Origin of the sequence: Candidatus Fukatsuia symbiotica, assembly GCF_003122425.1 — a bacterium.
Taxonomy (GTDB): Bacteria; Pseudomonadota; Gammaproteobacteria; order Enterobacterales; family Enterobacteriaceae; genus Fukatsuia; species Fukatsuia symbiotica.
The window spans coordinates 1312855-1332344 of sequence record NZ_CP021659.1 but is presented as its reverse complement, the minus strand read 5'-3'; the positions used below and the strand labels follow the sequence as shown (position 1 = coordinate 1332344).

Annotated in this window: 17 protein-coding genes, 2 tRNA genes and 9 pseudogenes; 14 read left to right on the top strand and 14 right to left on the bottom strand. The window is 46.4% G+C overall.

Annotated features, from left to right (window positions below; translation table 11 throughout):
• Positions 1 to 137 precede the first annotated feature (137 nt).
• The 3 genes from CCS41_RS06765 to CCS41_RS06755 all read left to right on the top strand — a co-directional run bounded on the left by CCS41_RS06765 (position 138) and on the right by CCS41_RS06755 (position 2676).
• Positions 138 to 1427, top strand: a complete 1290-nt coding sequence (locus tag CCS41_RS06765) for a tyrosine-type recombinase/integrase (protein WP_072550835.1) — start codon at positions 138 to 140, stop codon at positions 1425 to 1427.
• Positions 1428 to 1543: 116 nt separating this feature from the next.
• Positions 1544 to 2251, top strand: a complete 708-nt coding sequence (locus tag CCS41_RS06760) for a hypothetical protein (RefSeq protein ID WP_072550836.1) — start codon at positions 1544 to 1546, stop codon at positions 2249 to 2251.
• A gap of 227 nt (positions 2252 to 2478) precedes the next feature.
• A complete protein-coding gene (locus tag CCS41_RS06755) occupies positions 2479 to 2676 on the top strand; it encodes a helix-turn-helix transcriptional regulator (protein WP_072550837.1) in 198 nt (65 codons plus the stop codon).
• Between the two features lie 31 nt (positions 2677 to 2707).
• Here the strand turns inward: CCS41_RS06755 and CCS41_RS06750 are convergent, their stop codons facing one another.
• Complete coding sequence (locus CCS41_RS06750) at positions 2708 to 2869, bottom strand: hypothetical protein (protein WP_162860018.1); 162 nt, start codon at positions 2867 to 2869, stop codon at positions 2708 to 2710.
• 160 nt (positions 2870 to 3029) lie between these two features.
• Between CCS41_RS06750 and CCS41_RS06745 the strand changes: the two are divergent.
• Together CCS41_RS06745 and CCS41_RS06740 are read left to right on the top strand one after the other, a co-directional pair.
• Positions 3030 to 3128, top strand: a pseudogene (locus tag CCS41_RS06745) (IS5/IS1182 family transposase); the annotation flags it as partial.
• A gap of 164 nt (positions 3129 to 3292) precedes the next feature.
• Positions 3293 to 4116, top strand: a protein-coding gene (locus CCS41_RS06740) for an IS5 family transposase (RefSeq protein ID WP_240313793.1) whose coding sequence is annotated in 2 segments (ribosomal slippage) — positions 3293 to 3680 and positions 3680 to 4116 — 825 coding nt in all. Because the reading frame shifts where the segments join, the coding sequence is not laid out codon by codon here.
• A 22-nt stretch (positions 4117 to 4138) separates the two neighbouring features.
• On the opposite strand, the pseudogene CCS41_RS16570 reads toward CCS41_RS06740, so the two are convergent.
• A pseudogene (locus CCS41_RS16570) lies at positions 4139 to 4249 on the bottom strand (recombinase family protein); the annotation flags it as partial.
• Positions 4250 to 5215: 966 nt separating this feature from the next.
• On the opposite strand from CCS41_RS16570, the gene CCS41_RS06730 reads away from it, so the two are divergent.
• From CCS41_RS06730 to CCS41_RS16065, 4 genes and pseudogenes are all read left to right on the top strand, one after another.
• Positions 5216 to 5710 (top strand): helix-turn-helix transcriptional regulator, encoded by a 495-nt coding sequence (locus tag CCS41_RS06730; RefSeq protein ID WP_240313871.1) that lies wholly within the window; start codon positions 5216 to 5218, stop codon positions 5708 to 5710.
• A 91-nt stretch (positions 5711 to 5801) separates the two neighbouring features.
• Positions 5802 to 6398, top strand: a pseudogene (locus CCS41_RS06725) (cytosine permease); the annotation flags it as partial.
• A 336-nt stretch (positions 6399 to 6734) separates the two neighbouring features.
• Positions 6735 to 8423 carry a recombinase family protein gene (locus CCS41_RS06715; RefSeq protein ID WP_119797416.1) on the top strand — a complete coding sequence of 563 codons (1689 nt, stop codon included), beginning with the start codon at positions 6735 to 6737 and terminating at the stop codon, positions 8421 to 8423.
• Between the two features lie 126 nt (positions 8424 to 8549).
• Positions 8550 to 8991, top strand: a pseudogene (locus CCS41_RS16065) (recombinase family protein); the annotation flags it as partial.
• A 35-nt stretch (positions 8992 to 9026) separates the two neighbouring features.
• On the opposite strand, the pseudogene CCS41_RS06705 reads toward CCS41_RS16065, so the two are convergent.
• The 3 genes and pseudogenes from CCS41_RS06705 to CCS41_RS06695 all read right to left on the bottom strand — a co-directional run.
• Positions 9027 to 9770, bottom strand: a pseudogene (locus CCS41_RS06705) (integrase core domain-containing protein); the annotation flags it as partial.
• A 17-nt stretch (positions 9771 to 9787) separates the two neighbouring features.
• Positions 9788 to 10747: an IS110 family RNA-guided transposase gene (locus CCS41_RS06700; protein ID WP_162859989.1), complete on the bottom strand. Its 960-nt coding sequence runs from the start codon at positions 10745 to 10747 to the stop codon at positions 9788 to 9790.
• A 322-nt stretch (positions 10748 to 11069) separates the two neighbouring features.
• Positions 11070 to 11195: pseudogene (locus CCS41_RS06695) on the bottom strand (IS481 family transposase); the annotation flags it as partial.
• Positions 11196 to 11252: 57 nt separating this feature from the next.
• On the opposite strand from CCS41_RS06695, the gene CCS41_RS06690 reads away from it, so the two are divergent.
• Entirely contained in the window at positions 11253 to 12305 is a 1053-nt protein-coding gene (locus CCS41_RS06690; RefSeq protein WP_119797413.1) for an IS630 family transposase, read from the top strand.
• On the opposite strand, the pseudogene CCS41_RS06685 reads toward CCS41_RS06690, so the two are convergent.
• Positions 12298 to 12531, bottom strand: a pseudogene (locus CCS41_RS06685) (helix-turn-helix domain-containing protein); the annotation flags it as partial. The gene CCS41_RS06690 and the pseudogene CCS41_RS06685 sit on opposite strands and share 8 nt — an antisense overlap.
• 282 nt (positions 12532 to 12813) lie before the next feature.
• Between CCS41_RS06685 and CCS41_RS06680 the strand changes: the two are divergent.
• Both CCS41_RS06680 and CCS41_RS06675 read left to right on the top strand, forming a co-directional pair.
• A tRNA-Ser gene (locus tag CCS41_RS06680) sits at positions 12814 to 12906 on the top strand.
• 10 nt (positions 12907 to 12916) lie between these two features.
• A tRNA-Arg gene (locus tag CCS41_RS06675) sits at positions 12917 to 12993 on the top strand.
• A gap of 72 nt (positions 12994 to 13065) precedes the next feature.
• Here the strand turns inward: CCS41_RS06675 and CCS41_RS06670 are convergent.
• From CCS41_RS06670 to CCS41_RS17915, 3 genes and pseudogenes are all read right to left on the bottom strand, one after another.
• A pseudogene (locus CCS41_RS06670) lies at positions 13066 to 13809 on the bottom strand (integrase core domain-containing protein); the annotation flags it as partial.
• On the bottom strand, positions 13808 to 13942 hold the full coding sequence (locus CCS41_RS06665; RefSeq protein ID WP_119797411.1) for a phage tail tape measure protein: 135 nt from the start codon (positions 13940 to 13942) through the stop codon (positions 13808 to 13810). The gene CCS41_RS06665 and the pseudogene CCS41_RS06670, both read right to left, overlap by 2 nt.
• A gap of 35 nt (positions 13943 to 13977) precedes the next feature.
• Positions 13978 to 16551: a phage tail tape measure protein gene (locus tag CCS41_RS17915; protein ID WP_119797410.1), complete on the bottom strand. Its 2574-nt coding sequence runs from the start codon at positions 16549 to 16551 to the stop codon at positions 13978 to 13980.
• A 155-nt stretch (positions 16552 to 16706) separates the two neighbouring features.
• Here CCS41_RS17915 and CCS41_RS06655 point away from each other — a divergent pair, with 155 nt between their 5' ends.
• Both CCS41_RS06655 and CCS41_RS17660 read left to right on the top strand, forming a co-directional pair.
• Entirely contained in the window at positions 16707 to 17075 is a 369-nt protein-coding gene (locus CCS41_RS06655) for an IS630 transposase-related protein (RefSeq protein WP_119797707.1), read from the top strand.
• A gap of 265 nt (positions 17076 to 17340) precedes the next feature.
• Entirely contained in the window at positions 17341 to 17532 is a 192-nt protein-coding gene (locus tag CCS41_RS17660) for a transposase (protein ID WP_240313880.1), read from the top strand.
• Position 17533: 1 nt separating this feature from the next.
• Here CCS41_RS17660 and CCS41_RS06645 read toward each other — a convergent pair whose 3' ends face one another.
• The 5 genes and pseudogenes from CCS41_RS06645 to CCS41_RS06625 form a co-directional block, all read right to left on the bottom strand.
• On the bottom strand, positions 17534 to 17749 hold the full coding sequence (locus tag CCS41_RS06645; RefSeq protein WP_119797409.1) for a DUF1799 domain-containing protein: 216 nt from the start codon (positions 17747 to 17749) through the stop codon (positions 17534 to 17536).
• Complete coding sequence (locus CCS41_RS06640; RefSeq protein ID WP_119797408.1) at positions 17746 to 18057, bottom strand: phage tail assembly chaperone; 312 nt, start codon at positions 18055 to 18057, stop codon at positions 17746 to 17748. The genes CCS41_RS06645 and CCS41_RS06640 overlap by 4 nt, the downstream gene beginning before the upstream one ends.
• An 11-nt stretch (positions 18058 to 18068) precedes the next feature.
• A pseudogene (locus tag CCS41_RS06635) lies at positions 18069 to 18730 on the bottom strand (phage tail protein).
• Between the two features lie 106 nt (positions 18731 to 18836).
• Positions 18837 to 19187, bottom strand: coding sequence for a type II toxin-antitoxin system ChpB family toxin (locus CCS41_RS06630; RefSeq protein WP_162860101.1), 351 nt, complete (start codon positions 19185 to 19187; stop codon positions 18837 to 18839).
• Complete coding sequence (locus CCS41_RS06625; protein ID WP_119797406.1) at positions 19184 to 19438, bottom strand: AbrB/MazE/SpoVT family DNA-binding domain-containing protein; 255 nt, start codon at positions 19436 to 19438, stop codon at positions 19184 to 19186. Before CCS41_RS06625 ends, CCS41_RS06630 begins: the two co-directional genes overlap by 4 nt.
• Positions 19439 to 19490: the final 52 nt, after the last annotated feature.

Below are 19490 nucleotides of genomic sequence, written 5' to 3'. Positions count from 1 at the left end.
AGTCTATTTTTCCCCGTAACTCCTTAATATATCGAGCAAAACCAGTCTACCAAGGTCAACCGTCGTCTATTGCATTCTACCCTCAAGTGGGGGCATAATTGGGGGCATCAGCCGATTCGATAAATAATGTGCCCCCAATGAAACTCAATGCCCGACAGATAGAGACAGCAAAACCCCAGGATAAACCCTATAAAATCACTGACGGTGGAGGATTGTATCTAGAGGTCACTCCTCGCGGCTCAAAATATTGGCGCATGAAATACCGCCGTCCTACCGATAAAAAAGAAGATAGATTAGCCTTTGGTGTCTATCCGCTGGTTTCACTTGCTGATGCGCGGGCTAAACGTGATGAAGCGAAAAAACTCATTGCCAACGGTGTCGATCCCAAAGCAGTAAAGAGGGAAACACAAGCAGAAGTAACAGGTGAATTCACTTTTGAAAAAATAGCACGAAGATGGCACGCCAGTAATAAACGATGGGGTGAATATAACAGGGCACTAGTACTGCGTAGTCTTGAACAATATATTCTTCCTCATCTCGGTAAAACGGATATCCGTCAGTTAAAGACTAGCCATCTATTAGCACCTATTCGGGTGGTGGATGAGTCAGGAAAACACGATGTAGCACAACGACTTCAGCAGCGAGTGACGGCTATTATGCGTTATGCTGTACAAAACGACATTATCGACAGCAATCCCGCTACAGATATGGCGGGAGCGTTATCGACAACTAAAGTTAAGCATTACCCCGCATTGCCACCTGGTCGATTTCCTGAATTATTAGCCCGCATAAGCGGTTATCGTGGCAGAAAAATGACACGTTTGGCAGTGGAATTGACTTTATTCACTTTTGTTCGTTCTAGTGAGCTACGTTTTGCATGCTGGTATGAGATTGACTTTGATCGCTCTGTCTGGGAAATCCCCGGTGAGCGGGAGCCAATCAAAGGGGTACGGTATTCTTACCGTGGTATGAAAATGAAAACGGCTCACCTTGTCCCGTTGAGTAGGCAAGCTATGGATGTTTTACAGCAACTCAAAGAACTGAGCGGAGATAATCAACGACTTTTCCCGGGCGACCATGATCCAAGTAGGGTAATGAGTGAGAACACGGTGAATAATGCACTGCGAGTGATGGGCTATAACACACAAACGGAAGTGTGTGGGCATGGATTCAGGACGATGGCTCGGGGTGCTATGGGGGAATCAGGTCTGTGGGCTGAAGATGCTATAGAGCGCCAAATGAGCCATACAGAGCGCAATGGGGTTCGTGCGGCGTACATCCACACATCTGAACACCTAGAAGAAAGACGTTTAATGGTGCAATGGTGGGCAGATTATTTGGATGCGAATAGAGACTGCGCTATCACCCCCTATGAATTTGCACGGACTAAAAATGTGATGCAAAGTCGATTTAGCCAATCAGCTTAGGGCTGGGTCAGTAGACAATGCTAGATAAAATAGGCATTAAAAAACAGGTTATGTTTAGGCTTACCCCCGAAAAACAAACATAATTTTCAAGGACGACACAAGGATGGGGGCAAGGTATGCCTACTTTAGATGATATTCCCGATTTGACACACTGGAAAACGGTACAGGAGTTTTCGATAGAGCAAGCCGCTTTATTATTAGCCGGGATCGATCCGCTCGATTTTTTGGGTGGCATTGAGGAAGCACGGAAATTACCTCATCCCCGCTGGAAAGATGCCTGGGGGTTCGCATCCGGTATGGTGAGCGCGATAAGGCGAGGGGTTTTATCTGTCGTTAAATGTGTCAGCGAAGAAACGATTTGGGAAAACGGAGTATGGGGAGGCGAGTGTGTTGTGGTATACGAAGAAATGAAGCCGACGGACAGAAGCAAAGAAGTCAGTAAAATAAAAACCATCATTACAAGGGATTCTCTCTTCTGTTGGACAGCGCAGGAAAAGGTACATTTTGTTAGCAAACCGAAGCCCATCATTCCTCATCAATCTGTAAAAACAAAGACTATCAACCGCAATCATTTTAATGCTCCTCCCTCACGTGCTTTGCTTGAAACCACACACCGGTCAGAAGGTTTGGAGTTTGTCGACGATGCTATCAACCAATTTTGGTTAACCTATGATGAAAATGATCCCAATACTGCGCCATCAAAATCAGAAATAGTAACGTATCTGGAAAGAAAGGGAGCATCTAATAACATTGCTCAAGCCGTTGATTTAATACTGAGACCCTTTACACTGAGAAATAAAGGGCGGCCTAAAAAAAGGCAGTAACTGAATATAACTCCATGTATTAGATATAAATTAAGAGCTCCTGCCTTTTTTGGCAAGCTTTGCAAAAATGATGATAATCTACGCATCAATGCGTTATTACAACCCGGAAAACCTAGCCACCTTTTAAGGGAAAACGGTTATCCCCCATAGCAACCCTTTCCATCTATTTTCCTTTTCTTCGATCATTAACTATGTCTCCTGTGATCTCAACATAAACAGGAGGCTACATGCCGCAATTATTTATCCGTTTACCCGAAGTCCAGCGCCGTACTGGTTACAGTAAGGCATGGATTTACCGTCTTATCAGTCAACATCGTTTTCCTGTGCCGGTAAAGATTGGCACGCGCGCTATCGCTTTTATCGAAAGTGAAGTGGATGAATGGATTAATCAACGCATTATAGAATCACGTGAGGAGGTGGCGTGATGAGGAGATATGCTGTTGAAAGCACGATGAACTACACAAAGTTGATTTCCAGCTGTGCTTGCGTCAATTCCGTGTTATGCCGAGCAGCAAGGATCTCATCAAGTAAAACGAACCCTCCACATTCAAGGCGCTCGTGTTCTGCACAGACTGCCGGATCAGTGAGCATTTTTGCAATTAATTCATCATGTGTCATTTTGGCTGAAGAGCGTTTAGCTATCGGGAATCAACCTTTTGATTCATCTGGTTTAGTTTTCTCTTTCTGGCGGCGTTTGATCTCGCCTTTCATTAGACTTCTTCGGAAACTAGCATTCATGTAGGAATTTTGTTAAAAATCTCCTGAACAAGGAGCTCCTATGAAATATGAGGGACTCAAGGTACTGGAAGAGGAAAAATTTCGGCGCTTAACCGGAATTAAACACAGTACATTTGAAAAGATGATAAAGATATTAGACCTCTTCGGAAACTATAGCAGGCGCCATGTAACGTGATCACTTTTGTTAATAAATATTAATTAATATCAATATGTTATTTCTGATTTTCATAATCAACTGATACGGCGCCTGCTATAGCATTCATGTAGGAATGTTGGTAAAAATCTCCTGAACAAGGAGCCCCCATGAAATATGAACAAATAAAGGTATTGGAAGAGGAAAAATTTCGGCGCTTAACCGGAGTTAAACGCAGTACATTTGAAAAGATGATAAAGATATTGAATGAAGCAGATAAATGTAAGCAAGGGAAAGGAGGTCGGAAACCCAAGCTGGGTTTAGAAGATCGCTTATTAATGGCCCTTGAGTATCTACGGGAATATCGCACTTATTTTCATGTTAGCCGAAGCGATGGGGTGAGTGAGAGCACCTGCTATGAAACGATTAAATGGATAGAAAATACGCTAATAAAGCATCCTGATTTTGCACTCCCTGGACGCAAAGCTTTATTAAAAAGTGATAGGGAGTATGAGCTCGTTCTTATTGATGCCACAGAAACGCCGATTGAACGTCCCCAAAAAAACAAAAGCAGTTTTACTCAGGAAAAAAGAAACGACCCACCTTAAAAACCCAAGTGATCGTCGATAAAAAAAGCAAAGCAGTCATCTGTACAAGCTTTACTCATGGGAGGCGTCATGATTTTAGGTTGTTCAAAGAGTCTGGCGTGCGAATACATCCTGAAATCAAAACAGTGACAGATACAGGTTACCAAGGGCTTGGCAAGATCCATTCAAACTCGGCGTTGCCTAAGAAAAAGACAAAGAAAAATCCCTTAACAAAAGAAGATAAACGCAACAATCGTGAGTTATCAAGCCAGCGTGTATTAAACGAAAATGTCATTGGTATGATTAAACGATTTAAAATCGTATCAGATCGTTATCGAAACAGGCGAAAACGTTTTGGATTACGATTTAATCTGATTGCAGCAATTTATAACATGGAAATTAGATAAATCAGAGTTTCCGAAGAGGTCTAATAAACCGCTGAGGCTTGATGGCAAACCCGGCGGTCTCGATTTCTCTTTTTTGATTGTCGGTCGTTTGTTCAAGCGTGGAGACCCGGCAGTAGGCAAAAACCCGTGACATGATGATGCTTCCGTACGAAATATATGTACGAATTATATCATAGGTACGAAATTAATTACCCTTACTTTCGTACATTGTTGATCATGGGTATACGAAACCGGACGGTTTCGTATCGATACTCAATGTTTAAGGTTTCCTCATTGCCAGTTTGAGCTGGATATGCGGGAAAACCAAAATAATTCGTAAATACTTGATTTATTTATTTTAATAGCCAATTAAAAACAGTAAAACTGTTTCTGTTTGCACGGGTGTTAATTTAGGAAATACCTTGCACAACGACGTAAATTGGGTAGGATCGAACATAGTCATATAGACCTCCGGAACAGGTTTGTGTGATTAGCTGGCGGCAGCGCTAAAACTCCTGACTGTCAGCGCTAAAACTGTTTTTTCTTCATTTTTATTAAATCATACTCACCAATTTCCCCCCTCAACCTGTCACTTTTGAAAGAGCAAAAAATGATTTAAGTATTTTAGCTTTTACTTTCTCGATAGTTTTTAAAGTAGGTTTCATTAACTCCATAATACGATTAGCCACAATTCATGCATTTCATGAATAACATATTTATATACACAAAGAAAATAAATGAAAAAATGTATTTATGAACATCACCATTTATAACACTTCTTATGCAAAAAAAGAGTAAAAAACACTTAAGGCATCGTGTCACCAAAATATATTATACTCTATACATGAAGTGATATTTTCATTTCTTGAATTTTGGGAAGGTATAAAACGAACGGATCTAATCAAAGACATGGAATTTATACAACCGAACGTTCCGCTATTGGCATTTCCTCCCAGCTTATTTCGATGTGGGAAAACAGTAATGAACCTTGGGGAGCAAAAGATCTGGAATCACGTTATTTGTACGCAAATGCGGCACATTTTGCGTTGTTAAACCTACCACTAAAATTTGATATTGAAGGCATAAAAGATGATGACATACCTCATCAATTGCTGAGTTCGTGTTTAATTTTCAGGAACACGATCGTAACGTCATAGAGAGGCAAGAAAATTTAGCTTCACTTGATATTTATCCCTATGGATCTGAAGAAATAATCCAACCCTACATTTGCGAAAAATTCCCTCTTCGTAGTGAAGATAGAGAAAAAATTGGCATTATTTTTCAGATAAAAAAACCTCTTTTTTTAACCCCCTTAATTTGCTGCTCAAAAAAACAATCCCCTAAATCATTAGTTTCTTATCCCCCCGACGACTCATTTACCAACCGTGAACTTGAGGTGATATTTTTTTCTATACAGCGTAAGAGTTCTAAGGAAATAGGCAAAATATTAAGTCTTTCTTACAGAACAATAGAAAACATGTTACGAGTAATTTATCAAAAAGCCGGTGTTCATTTTCTAGGTCAATTCATCGAATTTTGTGAGGCAACAGGTTTTAATAGATATATCCCACCAAGACTCCTTTGTTCTGGCAGTCAATTATTGAATATTAAATAAGGCGTTTTATGCCCACCTTGTCGACTAGTGTTCAGTAATAAATTAGTTTACAGTATTTAGCTAAAACTCCTTATAAAAAAATGAGATAAAAATGAACAAAAACGATACCGTTGATAGCAATCATGCTTTCAGTCGTGTCCCCCTCGCTATGCGCTCTAGCCTATTCAGTATTACCCTAATTCGCATCGGTGTGACTACTGCCTTATCGCAATTTATGTTGGGAGCGACATTGGGACATTCCATGACATTCGGTCAAGCCATGCTCGCTACTCTCATTGGTAGTTTAATTTTGGAGTTCATTGGTCTTGGGTTAGGGATCGCCGGCGCACGCGAAGGATTGTCAACCAGTCTATTGTCACGTTGGTGCGGTTTTGGGCGGTTCGGTTCAGTACTGATAGGACTCATGATTGCTATCAGTTTGCTAGGTTGGTTCGGTGTACAAAATGCTGTTTTTGCTAAGAGCTTAAATCATGCTTTTGGTAGTCAACTTGGCTTTATCTGGTCTGCGATTCTGACTGGCATAGCAATTACTACGTTGGTAGTGTTTGGATTTCGAGCTTTAAGCTGGACAGCAATAATATCCGTTCCTCTATTTTTTTTGGTGATCGGTTGGATTGTTGTGATCTTGCTACAAGGACATAATGTTATTGACTTAATTACTTCCATCCCTAATGGTGTACCCATTACTCCGCAAACAATAGTGCAAACTTTCGCGTAAGCTGGGGCCTGCGTTTTCACCGGCGCTGCCTCAAGTCTGGTCATCCGGATGGGAGCATCACTGAGTTTTCCCTCGTTATTGAGACTGATAACGGCACACGGAGTGACCCTCAGCAATGAAACCGAAGCCATTTTCACAACACGTACGTATCACTTTCGAGCCCAGCCGGTTTTCTGACGACCAGCTGACGGATGTTTATGAACAGCTGACTCCCGTTAACCACCACGTGCTTACCCCTCACGACCAGGCCCGGGCCAAACCTCACCGGGCTCCTGCCCGCTCAACCGCTAGACGGAGCAAAATGTTATGAACAAGGCACTGGTCGCACTCTACGCCCGCGTTTCTTCCGGGCAACAGGTAAAAAATGGCACCATCGGCAGTCAGCTTGCAGCAATCAAGGACCGCATCCGTGAGGACGGCCACGTGTTGCCTGACGCCATGCTCTTTATCGATGATGGTGTCAGCGGTGCTACACTTATCCGCCCGCAACTAGAGCGCCTGAGGGACTACGCGGCGGCAGGCGATATTGAATGCCTGTACATCCTGTCGCCCGACAGGCTAGACCGTAAATACGCCTATCAGGCTCTGCTGATGGAAGAGTTCAGCGCCTGCGGCGTGGAGGTTATCTTTATCTGTCACACCCCCGGCGACACGCCGGAAGACATGATGCTTCTGCAGATGCAGGGGATGTTTGCTGAATATGAGCGGGCAAAGATTATGGAGCGCAACCGGCGTGGTAAGCTTCACGGTGCACGCTGTGGTAATGTCGGTGTCCTTTCCGGTGCACCTTACGGTTATCGGTATATCCGCAGGCAGCCGGACGGGACACCCGCACAGTATATTGTCAACCTTCATGAAGCCTCCGTGGTCAGGAAGATATTTAGTTGGGCTGGCATAGAGCGCCTGAGTCTAGGCGGTGTGGTCAGACGTCTGGCTGAGAAAGGCATAGAAAGCGCCACCGGCAAACCCGGCTGGGACCGCAGTACGGTATGGGGCATGTTAAAGAACCCCGCTTACAAAGGACTTGCTGTGTTCGGAAAAACGAAAAACTGCGCCCCCCGTCCCCGGGTGAGAGCAGCGCGCAACAGTGCAGATATCCTCAAGAACGGTTATTCAGTAATACGAAGTAAGCCGGATGACGGCATCGGGATCCCTGTGCCTGCCATCATCAACAGCGCTCTTTTCTTGACGGTCAACGAACAGCTGGAAGAAAACCGCCGACATGCACGACAGGGGCGCCGGGGAGCCGCTTATCTCTTACAGGGGCTGACTGTGTGCGGCCACTGTCGCTATGCGTATTATGGCAAAAAAGTCAGTAAATCTGCGGCAAAAGGGGGGGCGCAGTATTCTTATTACCACTGTACTGGGACGGATGCTTACCGCTTTGGGGGCATTCGGGTGTGTGACAATAAACAGGTCAGGACATCCATGCTGGATGAAACGGTCTGGGCACAGGTCATTGCGCTGCTGTCTGAGCCGGAACGGCTGAAAAAAGAATATGAGCAGCGTCTAACGCAGGCGTCAGAGCACAGTGGACAGACCGCAGATGCTGAGCGTCTGAAAAAGCAAGAAAATCAGCTAAACGTGGGGCGGTCCCGATTGATTGATAGTTTTGCCGAAGGGCTGATTGGCAAAACAGACTTTGAACCACGGATCAGAGTGATGACGCTCAGGCTGGCGGAACTTGCGCGCCAGAGAGTGAAGGTGAAACAGGCCACAGAGAACCAGCATGAGTTGCTGCTACTGGTTAACCGGGTGGAGGATTTTGCTGCTGCGGTCACGGAACGCCTGAGTACGGACGATTTTCTGATGAAGCGAGAAATTCTGCGTGCGCTGGTGAAACGGATAGAAATTTATCGTGATGAAATTGTGGTGGTTTTTCGGGTGAATCCCGGGAATGATACCAGCCTGGAAGCAGGATCAGACAAAACATATGGCAGAAGTTTGCCAGATTGTTTGCGGAGTACTAATTCCTCCCTGTGGTGTTCCTGCTGAGGTAAAGAACAGTCGCCATTTTTCTATAAACCCTGCCTTCAACCACTGCACTAATATCTTGCGTTCGATGCACAACAGATTAAGTTTAATCAATGAAATGGTACGATCGTCTTCTGAAAATGACACCTGAGTAACAGTGACTGGATGACTCTGAAAAAGCAGATTGAGCAGCACGAGTCGCGGATTGTCAGCTTGGATGTTACGACTTCATGGCAGGTGTTGTCAGATAAGGACCCCTCTCAGGCAGATCCTGTCACTCGTTCTATCATTACTGCCATCAACAATATGTTGATAGACTTGATGGCTGCGATGTCGCACAAAGACTGGCTGAGCGGCCGCCAGCGTCAGAAACAGGGGGATCGAGCGGGCACATTCACTGGGCAAATATCGGGGTAAACAGGCTGACCATGAACGCCACCAGAAAGTACTGTACTACCGGAATGTGCAAAAACTGAGTATTCGTGAAACCACGGAAGCTACCAAGTGTAGTGTCTCTCAGGTATGCCGTATCCAAGCAATTTACAGAGTTAGCCGTAATACAGATAAAGACAGTCTTAATGTGTATTAGTTGTAGTAGCTCAAACTTAACCTGACAGACACAAGCTAAGCCATCGAATTTGTCAGAGTAGTCTGACTGTGCGATGGTTCAAATAAATTATCGAGTTGTTTTTCTTTTACTAACTCTTTTGATGCAATCCAAGTTTCCCAGGGGGTTTTGCCATAACAATACCAGCCTGAATGAGGTCGCTCTCTGTTGTAGAATGCGAGCCATTTATCGATGTCTTGCTGAATGTCTTCCAATGATGAATAAATTTTACGCCGAAACATCACGTCATAGCCTTCATTTTTCATCGTCTTATGAAACCGCTCACAGATACCATTAGTCTGCGGGCTGTATGCCTTGGTCCGCGTATGCTCGATATCTTCTAGCTCCAGGTAAAGCTGATACGCATGGGTTTCCTTTTTCCCCGAGTATTCTGACCCTCTGTCGGTCAGGATACGCAATAAGGGAACCGCTTGCTCATCATGTAATGGCAGCACCTGATCGTTTAACATATCTGCGGCAACCAAGGCATTTTTCTCTGTATAGACCTTGGCAAAAGCGACTCTGGAATAGGTATCAACAAAGCTCTGCTGATACATTTTACCCACACCTTTAATGTGCCCCACGTAGTAAGTATCCTGAGAGCCGAGATAGCCCGGATGTTGCGTTTCAATTTGTCCATGAGCTTCTCGTTTATCCTGCACTTTTTCTAATGCTTGCAGTTGGGCTTCCGTCAGTAAGTACCCCTCCTGCGCTACTTTGGCTTCCAAGGCAGAAAGGCGTTTCTTGATATTTTCCAGGTCAGATACCGTCTTGCCCATCATGATGCAAGTGCTATTTTTGTATCGAATGGGATGCCTGATTTCAGCACACCATACGCCAGTTGGAGTAATTTGCGCATTGCTGCACAGACGCCCATTTTACCCCCTTTATGGCGTGATACGAGTCGTTGCCACTGTGCTTTCACTATCGGATTACAAGAAAGGGCAGCCAGAGCGGGCATATACAACGCTTTCCTGAGCTCGGTATGACCCCGTTTTGATAGGCGGCTCCGTCCTTTAAATAAACCTGATTCACAAAGTTTTGGGTTAAGCCCGGCATAGGCCACCACTGCCTTACTGTTAGTGAATTTTGACACATTACCCACATACGCCAGCAAACTGGCACTTAGTATTTCACCGATACCAGGAATACTCTCCAGCAACGCTTTATTTTTCTTTAAGTCAGGATCGTTATCGATATGGTTTTTTATTTTTTCTTTGGTGGCCTGGATTTGTTGTTTAAGTGCAGAAATGATTTCAAGCAGTGAGGATTGAACGACATCGTCAGCCACTGATTGCCGATTTTCTTGCATTTGCCTCATTTCCTCTAAACTCTTTAGATGGCGTACTAGCGCGGTTAATTGACGTTCGCTCAAGGGAGGAGGAGTCCAGAGGACAGGTGTATGCAGTGCGCAGTAGCGCACTATCATTTTTGCATCCCCCTGATCCGTCTTGTTCCGACTCAGTTCACTCTCACCAAAGGCATGAATACGTGATGGGTTTTCTAGGCTGACGTCAATGCCATTATCAACTAAGAACATAGCCAGTGGAACACTGTAACTCCCTGTGGCTTCGAGACAAATATGACAATCCCCGTAAGGGATAAGCCATTTCAGTAGTTGGCTAAATCCAGAGGGGGTATTCGGGAATGCTTTTGTTTTATACTTTTTTCTCTCTACCCACACTGCAACATCGAATTTTAATTTGGCAACATCAATACCCACTGAGGTCTTGTCCATGGCTGATTCTCCCATGAAAAACAGATAATTAAATGATCGCCCCGACCTTCCTTATAAATACGTGCTCTTAGCACAAGATACCGTTCGGTCTTACAGGCGACGATAAATATGTCACCGGGGTTTTATCTGACTGCACAAGCTTTAAGCCTAAGGGCGCAAACAAACTCTCCGGTGACATCCCAATGATCAGTTGGGGATCATCAACCTTTGAAAGTTAATAATCAAGATATAAAGCCTAAGGGCGCAAACAAACTCTCCGGTGACATCCCAATGATCAGTTGGGGATCATCAACCTTTGAAAGTTAATAATCAAGATATAAGGGCGCAACCAAACCGAGCGAACACCACTGCCGGAAATCATTATCCCCTGTCGGTTAAGTTCATTCGCCACACGGTGCTGACCATAAGCAGGATAGTCGTAAGCCATATTCACCACCGCTTGTTCTATACCCGTGATCAATGAAGATGCTTGATTTTGAAGTCGATAAGGATCATGCTCATAGCCATGAAAATAGAGCTGACTGCTGACCAGAAAATTACCCTCGAAGCCCAACATCGTCAAAGCCATGACCGCCGTGTCTGTGACAGGATCCGGTGTGTTTTGTTGTCCGCAGACGGCTGGACTCCCCCTATGATTGCTCACTCACAGCTCATTAATGAAACCACGGTGCGGCGCCACCTTACAGACTATCATAAACTCAACAAGCTCAAGCCTGAAAATGGCGGCTCCGATGGCTATCTCAATGCGGAACAGACCACGTCGCTGGTTGAACATCTCACCCAGCAGCTCTACCACCACAATCACCAAATTGTGGCCTATATCGCTGGACGCTGGAACATCACCTTTACCGTATCAGGTCTGTATAAAGGGTTGAAGCAGCATGGCTTTAGCTATAAAAAGCCGAAAGGTGTTCCGCATAAATTTGCCGTTGAGAAACAGCAGCAATTTATAAAGACCTACAGCGAATTGAAAGACGCCGCGGGTAATGACCCCATACTGTTTATTGATGCCGTTCATCCGACACAAGCCACCAAAATAAGCTACGGCTGGATACGAAAAGGCCAGGATAAAACGATAGAGACCACCGGGAGCAGAACGCGGTTGAATATCATGGGAGCCTTGAACATCCAGAATGTGGCTAACCCCATAATCCGTGATTTAGATAAATCAGAGTTTCCGAAGAGGTCTGATGAGACGATTAACAGCGAAAATGTGGTTCACTTCCTGTCTGCCATTCGCGCGCATTATCCCATCACGACAACGGCACATGTGATCCTCGAGGGTGCAGGCTATCACCGTTCACAGCTTGTGCAAGACGCCGCGCTTACGTTGAATATCCAGCTTCATTACCTTCCGCCGTATAGCCCGAATCTAAACCCGATAGAGCGATTGTGGAAGGTGATGAATGAGCAAACACGAAACAATAGATATTACCCATCTAAACAGAGTTTTAAGAACGATATCTTAAACTTCTTTGAAGTGAAGCTACCACAAATGGCAAGTTCTCTGGTATCTCGCTTAAACGATAATTTCCAGGCGCTAAATCCTGCATCTTGATTTCACTTGGGTATATATGCGGCTCCACTCGATTTTTTTCGAGTGGTTTTTTACGGCTTATTTCCACCAAGGCTGGCTCACCTCCCTGCTCATACAGCTTTTTAAAACGGTAATAACTGTCTCTGCTGTAGCCCATGACTTTACACGCTGACTGAACATTACACAGCTGTTTTGCCAGGTCAAGTAAGCCGAGTTTCGGTTTGATTATTTTTGCTGTTTGATTCATTTCTAACACGCCTTCATTTCATATTAAATATATTGAAATGTCAGATTAAATTCAAACTTTTACACTGCTATATCGTCCAGCTATATCGGCGAGCACAGGAGATTTCGGATAGGCTCTAAGTAATCGGATAGGATGGAACATGCACATATTGTCTGTTGATTGTTCAAATGAAATATAAGTTGGGAAAAATTGTTTGACTTATAAGTGTGGGAAAGTAATATGTGCGCCACGCGGTGCCTATAAGCCTCTCGAGGAGATTAGGTGCAATTCGAAAGAAGCGTAGGTGAGGTGGCCGAGAGGCTGAAGGCGCTCCCCTGCTAAGGGAGTATATGGTTAAGAGCCGTATCGAGGGTTCGAATCCCTCCCTCACCGCCATGTAGTTTATGCATCCATAGCTCAGCTGGATAGAGTACTCGGCTACGAACCGAGCGGTCGGAGGTTCGAATCCTTCTGGATGCACCAAATTCAATGTCAGTGAGTATTAGCAACTGACTGTAATTTGTAGTAGTTCAAACTTAACCTGGCAGACACAAGCTAAGCGATCGAATTTGTCAGAGTAGTCTGAGTGTGCGATGGTTCAAATAAATTATCGAGTTGTTTTTCTTTTACTAACTCTTTTGATGCAATCCAAGTTTCCCAGGGGGTTTTGCCATAACAATACCAGCCTGAATGAGGTCGCTCTCTGTTGTAGAATGCGAGCCATTTATCGATGTCTTGCTGAATGTCTTCCAATGATGAATAAATTTTACGCCGAAACATCACGTCATAGCCTTCATTTTTCATCGTCTTATGAAACCGCTCACAGATACCATTAGTCTGCGGGCTGTATGCCTTGGTCCGCGTATGCTCGATATCTTCTAGCTCCAGGTAAAGCTGATACGCATGGGTTTCCTTTTTCCCCGAGTATTCTGACCCTCTGTCGGTCAGGATACGCAATAAGGGAACCGCTTGCTCATCATATAATGGCAGCACCTGATCGTTTAACATATCTGCGGCAACCAAGGCATTTTTTTCTGTATAGACCTTGGCAAAAGCGACTCTGGAATAGGTATCAACAAAGCTCTGCTGATACATTTTACCCACACCTTTAATGTGCCCCACGTAGTAAGTATCCTGAGAGCCGAGATAGCCCGGATGTTGCGTTTCAATTTGTCCATGAGCTTCTCGTTTATCCTGCACTTTTTCTAATGCTTGCAGTTGGGCTTCCGTCAGTAAGTACCCCTCCTGCGCTACTTTGGCTTCCAAGGTAGAAAGGCGTTTCTTGATATTTTCCAGGTCAGATACCGTCTTTAGTCATCACAAATTCGCCTTTGTGGACGATACCCGCAGGCTGGTATTTGTCGCCTTCACCGGTGTAGCCACCCTTCGCATGACTGGGCACATTACTGCTCCAGCGAGTATTTATGCCCATAACACCGGTTCCCAGTGCATTGCTACTGGCTGCATTTACAGGGTGAGTTGTAAACGCCCCCCTATCCAGCCCATGGCCGCTTGTATCGCTTGAGCAATCAGTAGGCGATTAATAATATCGACGATATTTGTCAAAAATGCCGTGGCAAAATTCTTCAGATTGGCCTGACCGGTGGTGGTCAATTCGGTCATCATCGAAGACAGATTGCCCAGGGTGGTGCTAGCCAGTTTTTGCGTCGCCGCGAAGACATGATGGGCGGTTTCAACGTATTCGGTTATTCCTTGTTTCATGCCCGCCAGCCAGTTGCCCTCGTTCATTTTTTCCTGATGAAAACCGGTATGTAATTCTTGTTTTGCTCTGAGATAGGCGGCGGTGATTTTTTCTAATTGTTCGGCATCGGTGATGCCTTCTTTTTGTTTCTGATAGGTATTATCCAGCTGAAAGGTCTGGTCAACGCGTTTTGCCTGTTTATCGGTGAGGCCAAACCTGGCCTGCTGCTGAGCGTTAAGACGGGCAAGAGACTGGCTGGTGTCTTCCATCTGTTTGAGCGCGGCGAGCGCTTTTTGTCGCTGGCTGTTCTCACGGGATAGCTGAGCTTCCAGTTGCAGGCTGGCATTGATTTCTTTGGCACGGGCTAACAGGGATTGTTGGTCAGCTGTTAATAGCGATTTGGTTTTTAAATCCGCTATCTGCTGCGTGAATCTCACCTGCTGCTTTTCCTGCTCGCTCATCGAGGTGGTGAGCGTGGCTTGTTCACGTAACATCGCGACCCGCTGGCAGCTTTCCAGTAAGGCGCGGGTAGCGGCATCATCACGGTAGACTGCTGCTGGACGGCCTGTTGCCTGGCGGATAGGGGGTGATTTTTTGCGCTTCTCGTCGGGAAATCGTGCTTCGATAGCCGCACGGATACGCGCTTGTTCCTGCGGGCTAAATCGGGTAGCAATCTCGTTAAATTTTTTCAGTTCTTTGCTGCGCTGCTGGGCTTGGTTGGCATAGCGTTCACGCCAGTGGTCGCGGCGTTGCAGCGCCGCTTTTTCGATTGCTTCGGCGGTGTGATGGGCTTTTTTACGCGCCGCGGCTAATTCATCCTGAAATTGCTTTTCCAGTAAGGCCGTTTTTTTATTTTCCAGTGCTTTGATACGAGTACGATTAAAAAACCCCTTGCGCGCCGCATTTAAATGCGCCTCCGCCAGGGCCAGTTCATCCTGTATCGTTTTGTCCCTACCGATATTCAGCATGGCATTCCAGGCGCTTTTGGCGGTGTTTTTCAGGCTGTACCAGGCTTTTTCCATCGTACCCAGATTGGCGACGATGTCATCCGCCCGGGTTTTCAGGGCATTGGCATAGGCCTCCATCGCCAGGCGTGCTGCACCTAGAGTATTGCCCGCACGTTCCAGCGCGGCTATCTGTTCATACTCGGAAGCCGTCAGAAAATGTAATTGCTTGTCTAATGCTTTGACCGCAGTAAGCGGTTCCTCCTGTAAGCGGGTAAAATGTTTGACGGTGTCATCGACGGATTGTCCCGTTGCCGCCGCCATTTTGGCGGCCGCCACACTGACCTGTTCAATTTGTGTGCTGTCAAACGCGCCGCTGCCGACCACTTGTGCCAGGGCTGCCGATAACGCCGATTGCGTTAACCCGTCACCGGAAAGCTTTTTAGCAAGCTGTTGTAATTGAGTGGCGGTTTTGCCCGCATACTGGCCGGTCAAAATCAGCTGCTTATTGAAGGTGCTGCTTTCTTGTGCACCCCGGTAGTAGGCCAGTCCGATGCTTGCCAGCGCGGTCGCGGCGCCCCCGAGCAGGATTTTGGTCGGGGTCAGCCACTGTCCCATGGCCTTGAGTGCATTGGCGATGCCACCAAAGCTGTCTCGGATTTGTCCTCCTTGCTGAATGGCAATCAGGTACAGCGGCATCCCCCCGGCAATCGAGGTCGCAATGTCGGTAAACTGCATCGGCAATTGACGTAATGCCATCCGGTATTGACCCGCCGATATCGTGCCTTTTTTCCAGCTGTTTTCTTGTTCCCTGAGTGTGGCAATGAAAGGTGCAGCCTGTTGGGTGACGCCCAATTGTGCGGCTTTGTAGGCCAAAATCTCCGCAGTGGTTTTCCCCTGACATTCACTTTGTTCACGCAGTTTAGCAATAAAGGCGTTTTTTGCCTGAGCGGCGACTTTGTCTGCAGCGGCTTGCGCCGCCGCGGCACGACCTTCAGCGGTTCTCGCTTGGGCCGCTTGAGCGAGTTCATCACGCGCCTGATGAATTGCCCGGGCGGCTTGGTCAAAGGTGTCCTTGTCAAGGAACGGCAAGTTTTTATACCGCCTGAGCTGCGCTTCCCTCTCATCAAGCTTGCCAAAGGCCGCGGTGACCGGATGAATTTTGCCCAATAAGCGGTGCAGCTCATCACGCTGTTGTTGCAGGCTAAGATTGGCTTGATGTGTTTGATGGCCGAACGCATTGAGCGTACGGGTGGCCGGTGTAAACGATGAATTGAAATCCTCGGCTTGCGCGGCAGTACGCGCGGCCGTGTCGCCAAAGTGAGCCAGTGCCCTGTCCCCTTTTTCCAGGTTTGAGGTGTCGACACGTAGCGAAATCGTTGCAATCTCTGTCATGTGGCACTCCGTGAGTGGATCAGGGACAAGGCGATACTTTCCAGGGTGCGAATATCGTCAAAAACGGTTGCGCGGGGTTCTACGCCTAGTAGAGTCATCACGTGGAGTAGGCAGCCATATAGCGTAGGCTGTATAAATTGATGTATAATTTCAAGATGACTTATCCATTAAAATTTCGCCAACATGTATTGGCTATTAAAGAGCAAGAAAAGCTTACATATGCCCAAACGGCCACACGTTTTTGTATTGGGACCGCAAGTCTGATGCGCTGGGCTAAACGAATAGAACCTTGTCTGACACGTGATAAACCCGCCAGTAAAATAGCTCGAGCGGCGTTGATTCTTGATGTGGAAACCTACCCTGACGCGTCTCAATACGAGCGAGCCCAACGTATGGGAGTGAGCGCTAGAGGTATCTGCCATGCGTTGAAACGGGCAGGGTTTAGCTATAAAAAAAACATTTTATCATCCAAAAGCCAACGCCCAATCCCGAGAAGATTTTCAGGTCAAGATCCAGGCCTATGAAGCCAGCGAGACCCCTATTATTTACGTTGATGAAAGCGGTTTTGCTCATGACATGCCCCGCCTCTACGGCTATTGAGCTAAAGGTAAGCGGTGTTACGGTCAACATGATTGGCACGCTAAAGCACGTACCAATGTCATTGGCGCTCAGCTTAACGGAAAATTAACCACCGTTTGTGCCTTTGAATACAATATCAATAGCGATATTTTTCATGCGTGGGTAACCCAAGACTGACTGCCAAAAATCCCTCAAGGGGCTGTTATCGTGATGGATAATGTGAGCTTTCACAAACGCCAGGATATCCAGTCTACTATACAAAAATCTGGTTTTATTCTGGAATATCTCCCGACGTATTCTCCTGACCTCAACCCGATTGAGCACAAATGGGCTCAGGCTAAAGCCCTTCGTAGGAAACGACAATGCGATATCGACACTCTCTTTTCTGACCCTTTATTTTGAATCAATTTATACGGCTACAGCCATAATCCAGGCCAGTCGGACCCGCCATCCCCGTGCGCCATTGGGTTGACATCGCCCGCATGACGAGGAAAGACGGCCAGATGTCAGGCCAAATCTCAAGAGGCTGCGGGGAAAAATCCTCAGGGCGTAAGCCTGCGCTGGCTAATTCTTCCGCACAAGGCGCTGGGGTGTAGAGCGCCGTCGCAACCGCCCTCAGTTTTTTTCGCGTTGACCCAGGAGCTCACGGTAAAAGGTGTGAATGATAGCTTCAATGGCTTGGGGATAGTTATTCGCCAGCTTGGTCAGATTGTCACGATTTAACTCATCGGGCAGCGCCCAGGCGGCGGTAATGTGCTCAACAAAATCCAATCCCGTTTGGTTTTTGCGCTTTTCCCTCTCAGCCATTTCATTGAGCGGCACATGTTTGAAGGTAAAGGTCACGATACCGGCGTCCAGGCCCGCGCGTGGAATCGCCACATCGGCTTTAAATCTGGGCTGAGGTTGCAACGTAAATTCGATCGACATACGGTGTCTCCTTAAGCGGGTTCTTTGTAAAATGTCATGGCGGGACTCTGCATATTCAGTACCAATGAGACCGTTTCCACGGCGTTAACTTCAGTATGAGGCACCTCGTTAAAAGCCACCGTCGCTGACCAGTAGCGCTTTTCTTTGGCCTGCGGCACGAACATCGAGAAGGCGACCACGTCCTGACGCTGATCGGTCTCCCGTAATAGCGGATAAATCGCCAAAGCAGGATCATGTCCCAAGGTATAGTCAGGGTGCGCGGGGCTTTCACGGTGTTGATATTGCGTTGCACGGTATCGGATAAAAATTGCAGGCTGACCGTTTGTTGATCGCCGCCAGAACTGGCAACCTCTTTGATTTGCGGGATTTCTGTCCAGGTTTTTATTTTGCGCAGACTGCCCGCGCCGCCACCGGCAACAAATTGTGTGGTCTGGCGGGTGTCGATATTTTCCAGGGTGAGGCTGGTTGCCGTCGCCGCCGACACGCGAGCAACCCGTTCATTGAGCCCCGTCCAGCCGGAAGACAGGTGAACAAGGTCATCCTTTTTAATTTTGTCGTTGCCGACCACCGTGAGCACCGCATGGGCAGCATTCGTGATAGCCGTAAACGGTAGCGCGGTTTCGTAGTCTGAGGCCAGGTAAACCTGGGCACCATTTGGTAAGGCAAAGCCCATAAGCTGTCTCCGAGTGTTGAGAGAATAAGAGGATGTTTAGAAATAAATTGATAACGAAATAATTTTCGAGGGCAGTTGATCAAGATAAGGTCGCTGTCCGACTTTTTTATTCGATGAGGGTGTGTAGTTTAATGAGCGCTTCTTCAATCACGATGTGATCAGCTTTTTCAATGAATTCACCGTCTCGGGCAGTGATATCAACCATTCTGCTTTGATTTAATAACACGACGCCTTGGGTTTGCGCGCCACTCCCTGATAATGTTACCGTGAAACCCTGATACCTTGAGAAAGCACCGCCTTGTGTGATCGGGGCAATCAAAACCATGCCAAGATCATTGAAGTTTTTAGGAGAGAGTACCAATACTGGTCGTCTGTCACCTTGCTGTTCTTTTCCTCGAGTCGGGTTGAGTGTTAACAATACGATATCACCGCGCGAAAATCCTTTTCTACGTGTCACCATATTTCTTCCCCTACGGGGGAGTGATCGTCACCCCATACACTTTCTTCCGTTTCAAGTGGGGCACTGGCATCACATTGTTTAATCAGTTCGGCCAGGGTGTAACGCTTAGGTTTGGGCGTCAGAACCAAGGTGCCGTCTTTGATTTCCAGATCCAGTTCTTGACCTACAGAGACCCCAATTTTTTTCAGAAAGAGCGCCGGTATGACGATACCGTTGCTATTGCCCCATTTTTTGATGGCTACTGTCATAAGACCTCCGAACATTGATGTTTATACAGCGTATAATAGTGACAGAAGAAGT

Bases quoted from the DNA above. Each gene is read 5' to 3' on its own strand.
- CCS41_RS06655 (WP_119797707.1), top strand. From the start codon at position 16,707: ATGACTTATCCATTAAAATTTCGCCAACATGTATTGGCTATTAAAGAG.
- CCS41_RS17915 (WP_119797410.1), bottom strand. From the start codon at position 16,551: ATGACAGAGATTGCAACGATTTCGCTACGTGTCGACACCTCAAACCTG.
- CCS41_RS06700 (WP_162859989.1), bottom strand. From the start codon at position 10,747: ATGGACAAGACCTCAGTGGGTATTGATGTTGCCAAATTAAAATTCGAT.
- CCS41_RS06755 (WP_072550837.1), top strand. From the start codon at position 2,479: ATGCCGCAATTATTTATCCGTTTACCCGAAGTCCAGCGCCGTACTGGT.
- CCS41_RS06640 (WP_119797408.1), bottom strand. From the start codon at position 18,057: ATGTCGATCGAATTTACGTTGCAACCTCAGCCCAGATTTAAAGCCGAT.
- CCS41_RS06690 (WP_119797413.1), top strand. From the start codon at position 11,253: ATGAAAATAGAGCTGACTGCTGACCAGAAAATTACCCTCGAAGCCCAA.
- CCS41_RS17660 (WP_240313880.1), top strand. From the start codon at position 17,341: ATGGATAATGTGAGCTTTCACAAACGCCAGGATATCCAGTCTACTATA.
- CCS41_RS06750 (WP_162860018.1), bottom strand. From the start codon at position 2,869: ATGACACATGATGAATTAATTGCAAAAATGCTCACTGATCCGGCAGTC.
- CCS41_RS06625 (WP_119797406.1), bottom strand. From the start codon at position 19,438: ATGACAGTAGCCATCAAAAAATGGGGCAATAGCAACGGTATCGTCATA.
- CCS41_RS06715 (WP_119797416.1), top strand. From the start codon at position 6,735: ATGAACAAGGCACTGGTCGCACTCTACGCCCGCGTTTCTTCCGGGCAA.
- CCS41_RS06760 (WP_072550836.1), top strand. From the start codon at position 1,544: ATGCCTACTTTAGATGATATTCCCGATTTGACACACTGGAAAACGGTA.
- CCS41_RS06765 (WP_072550835.1), top strand. From the start codon at position 138: ATGAAACTCAATGCCCGACAGATAGAGACAGCAAAACCCCAGGATAAA.
- CCS41_RS06665 (WP_119797411.1), bottom strand. From the start codon at position 13,942: ATGGGCATAAATACTCGCTGGAGCAGTAATGTGCCCAGTCATGCGAAG.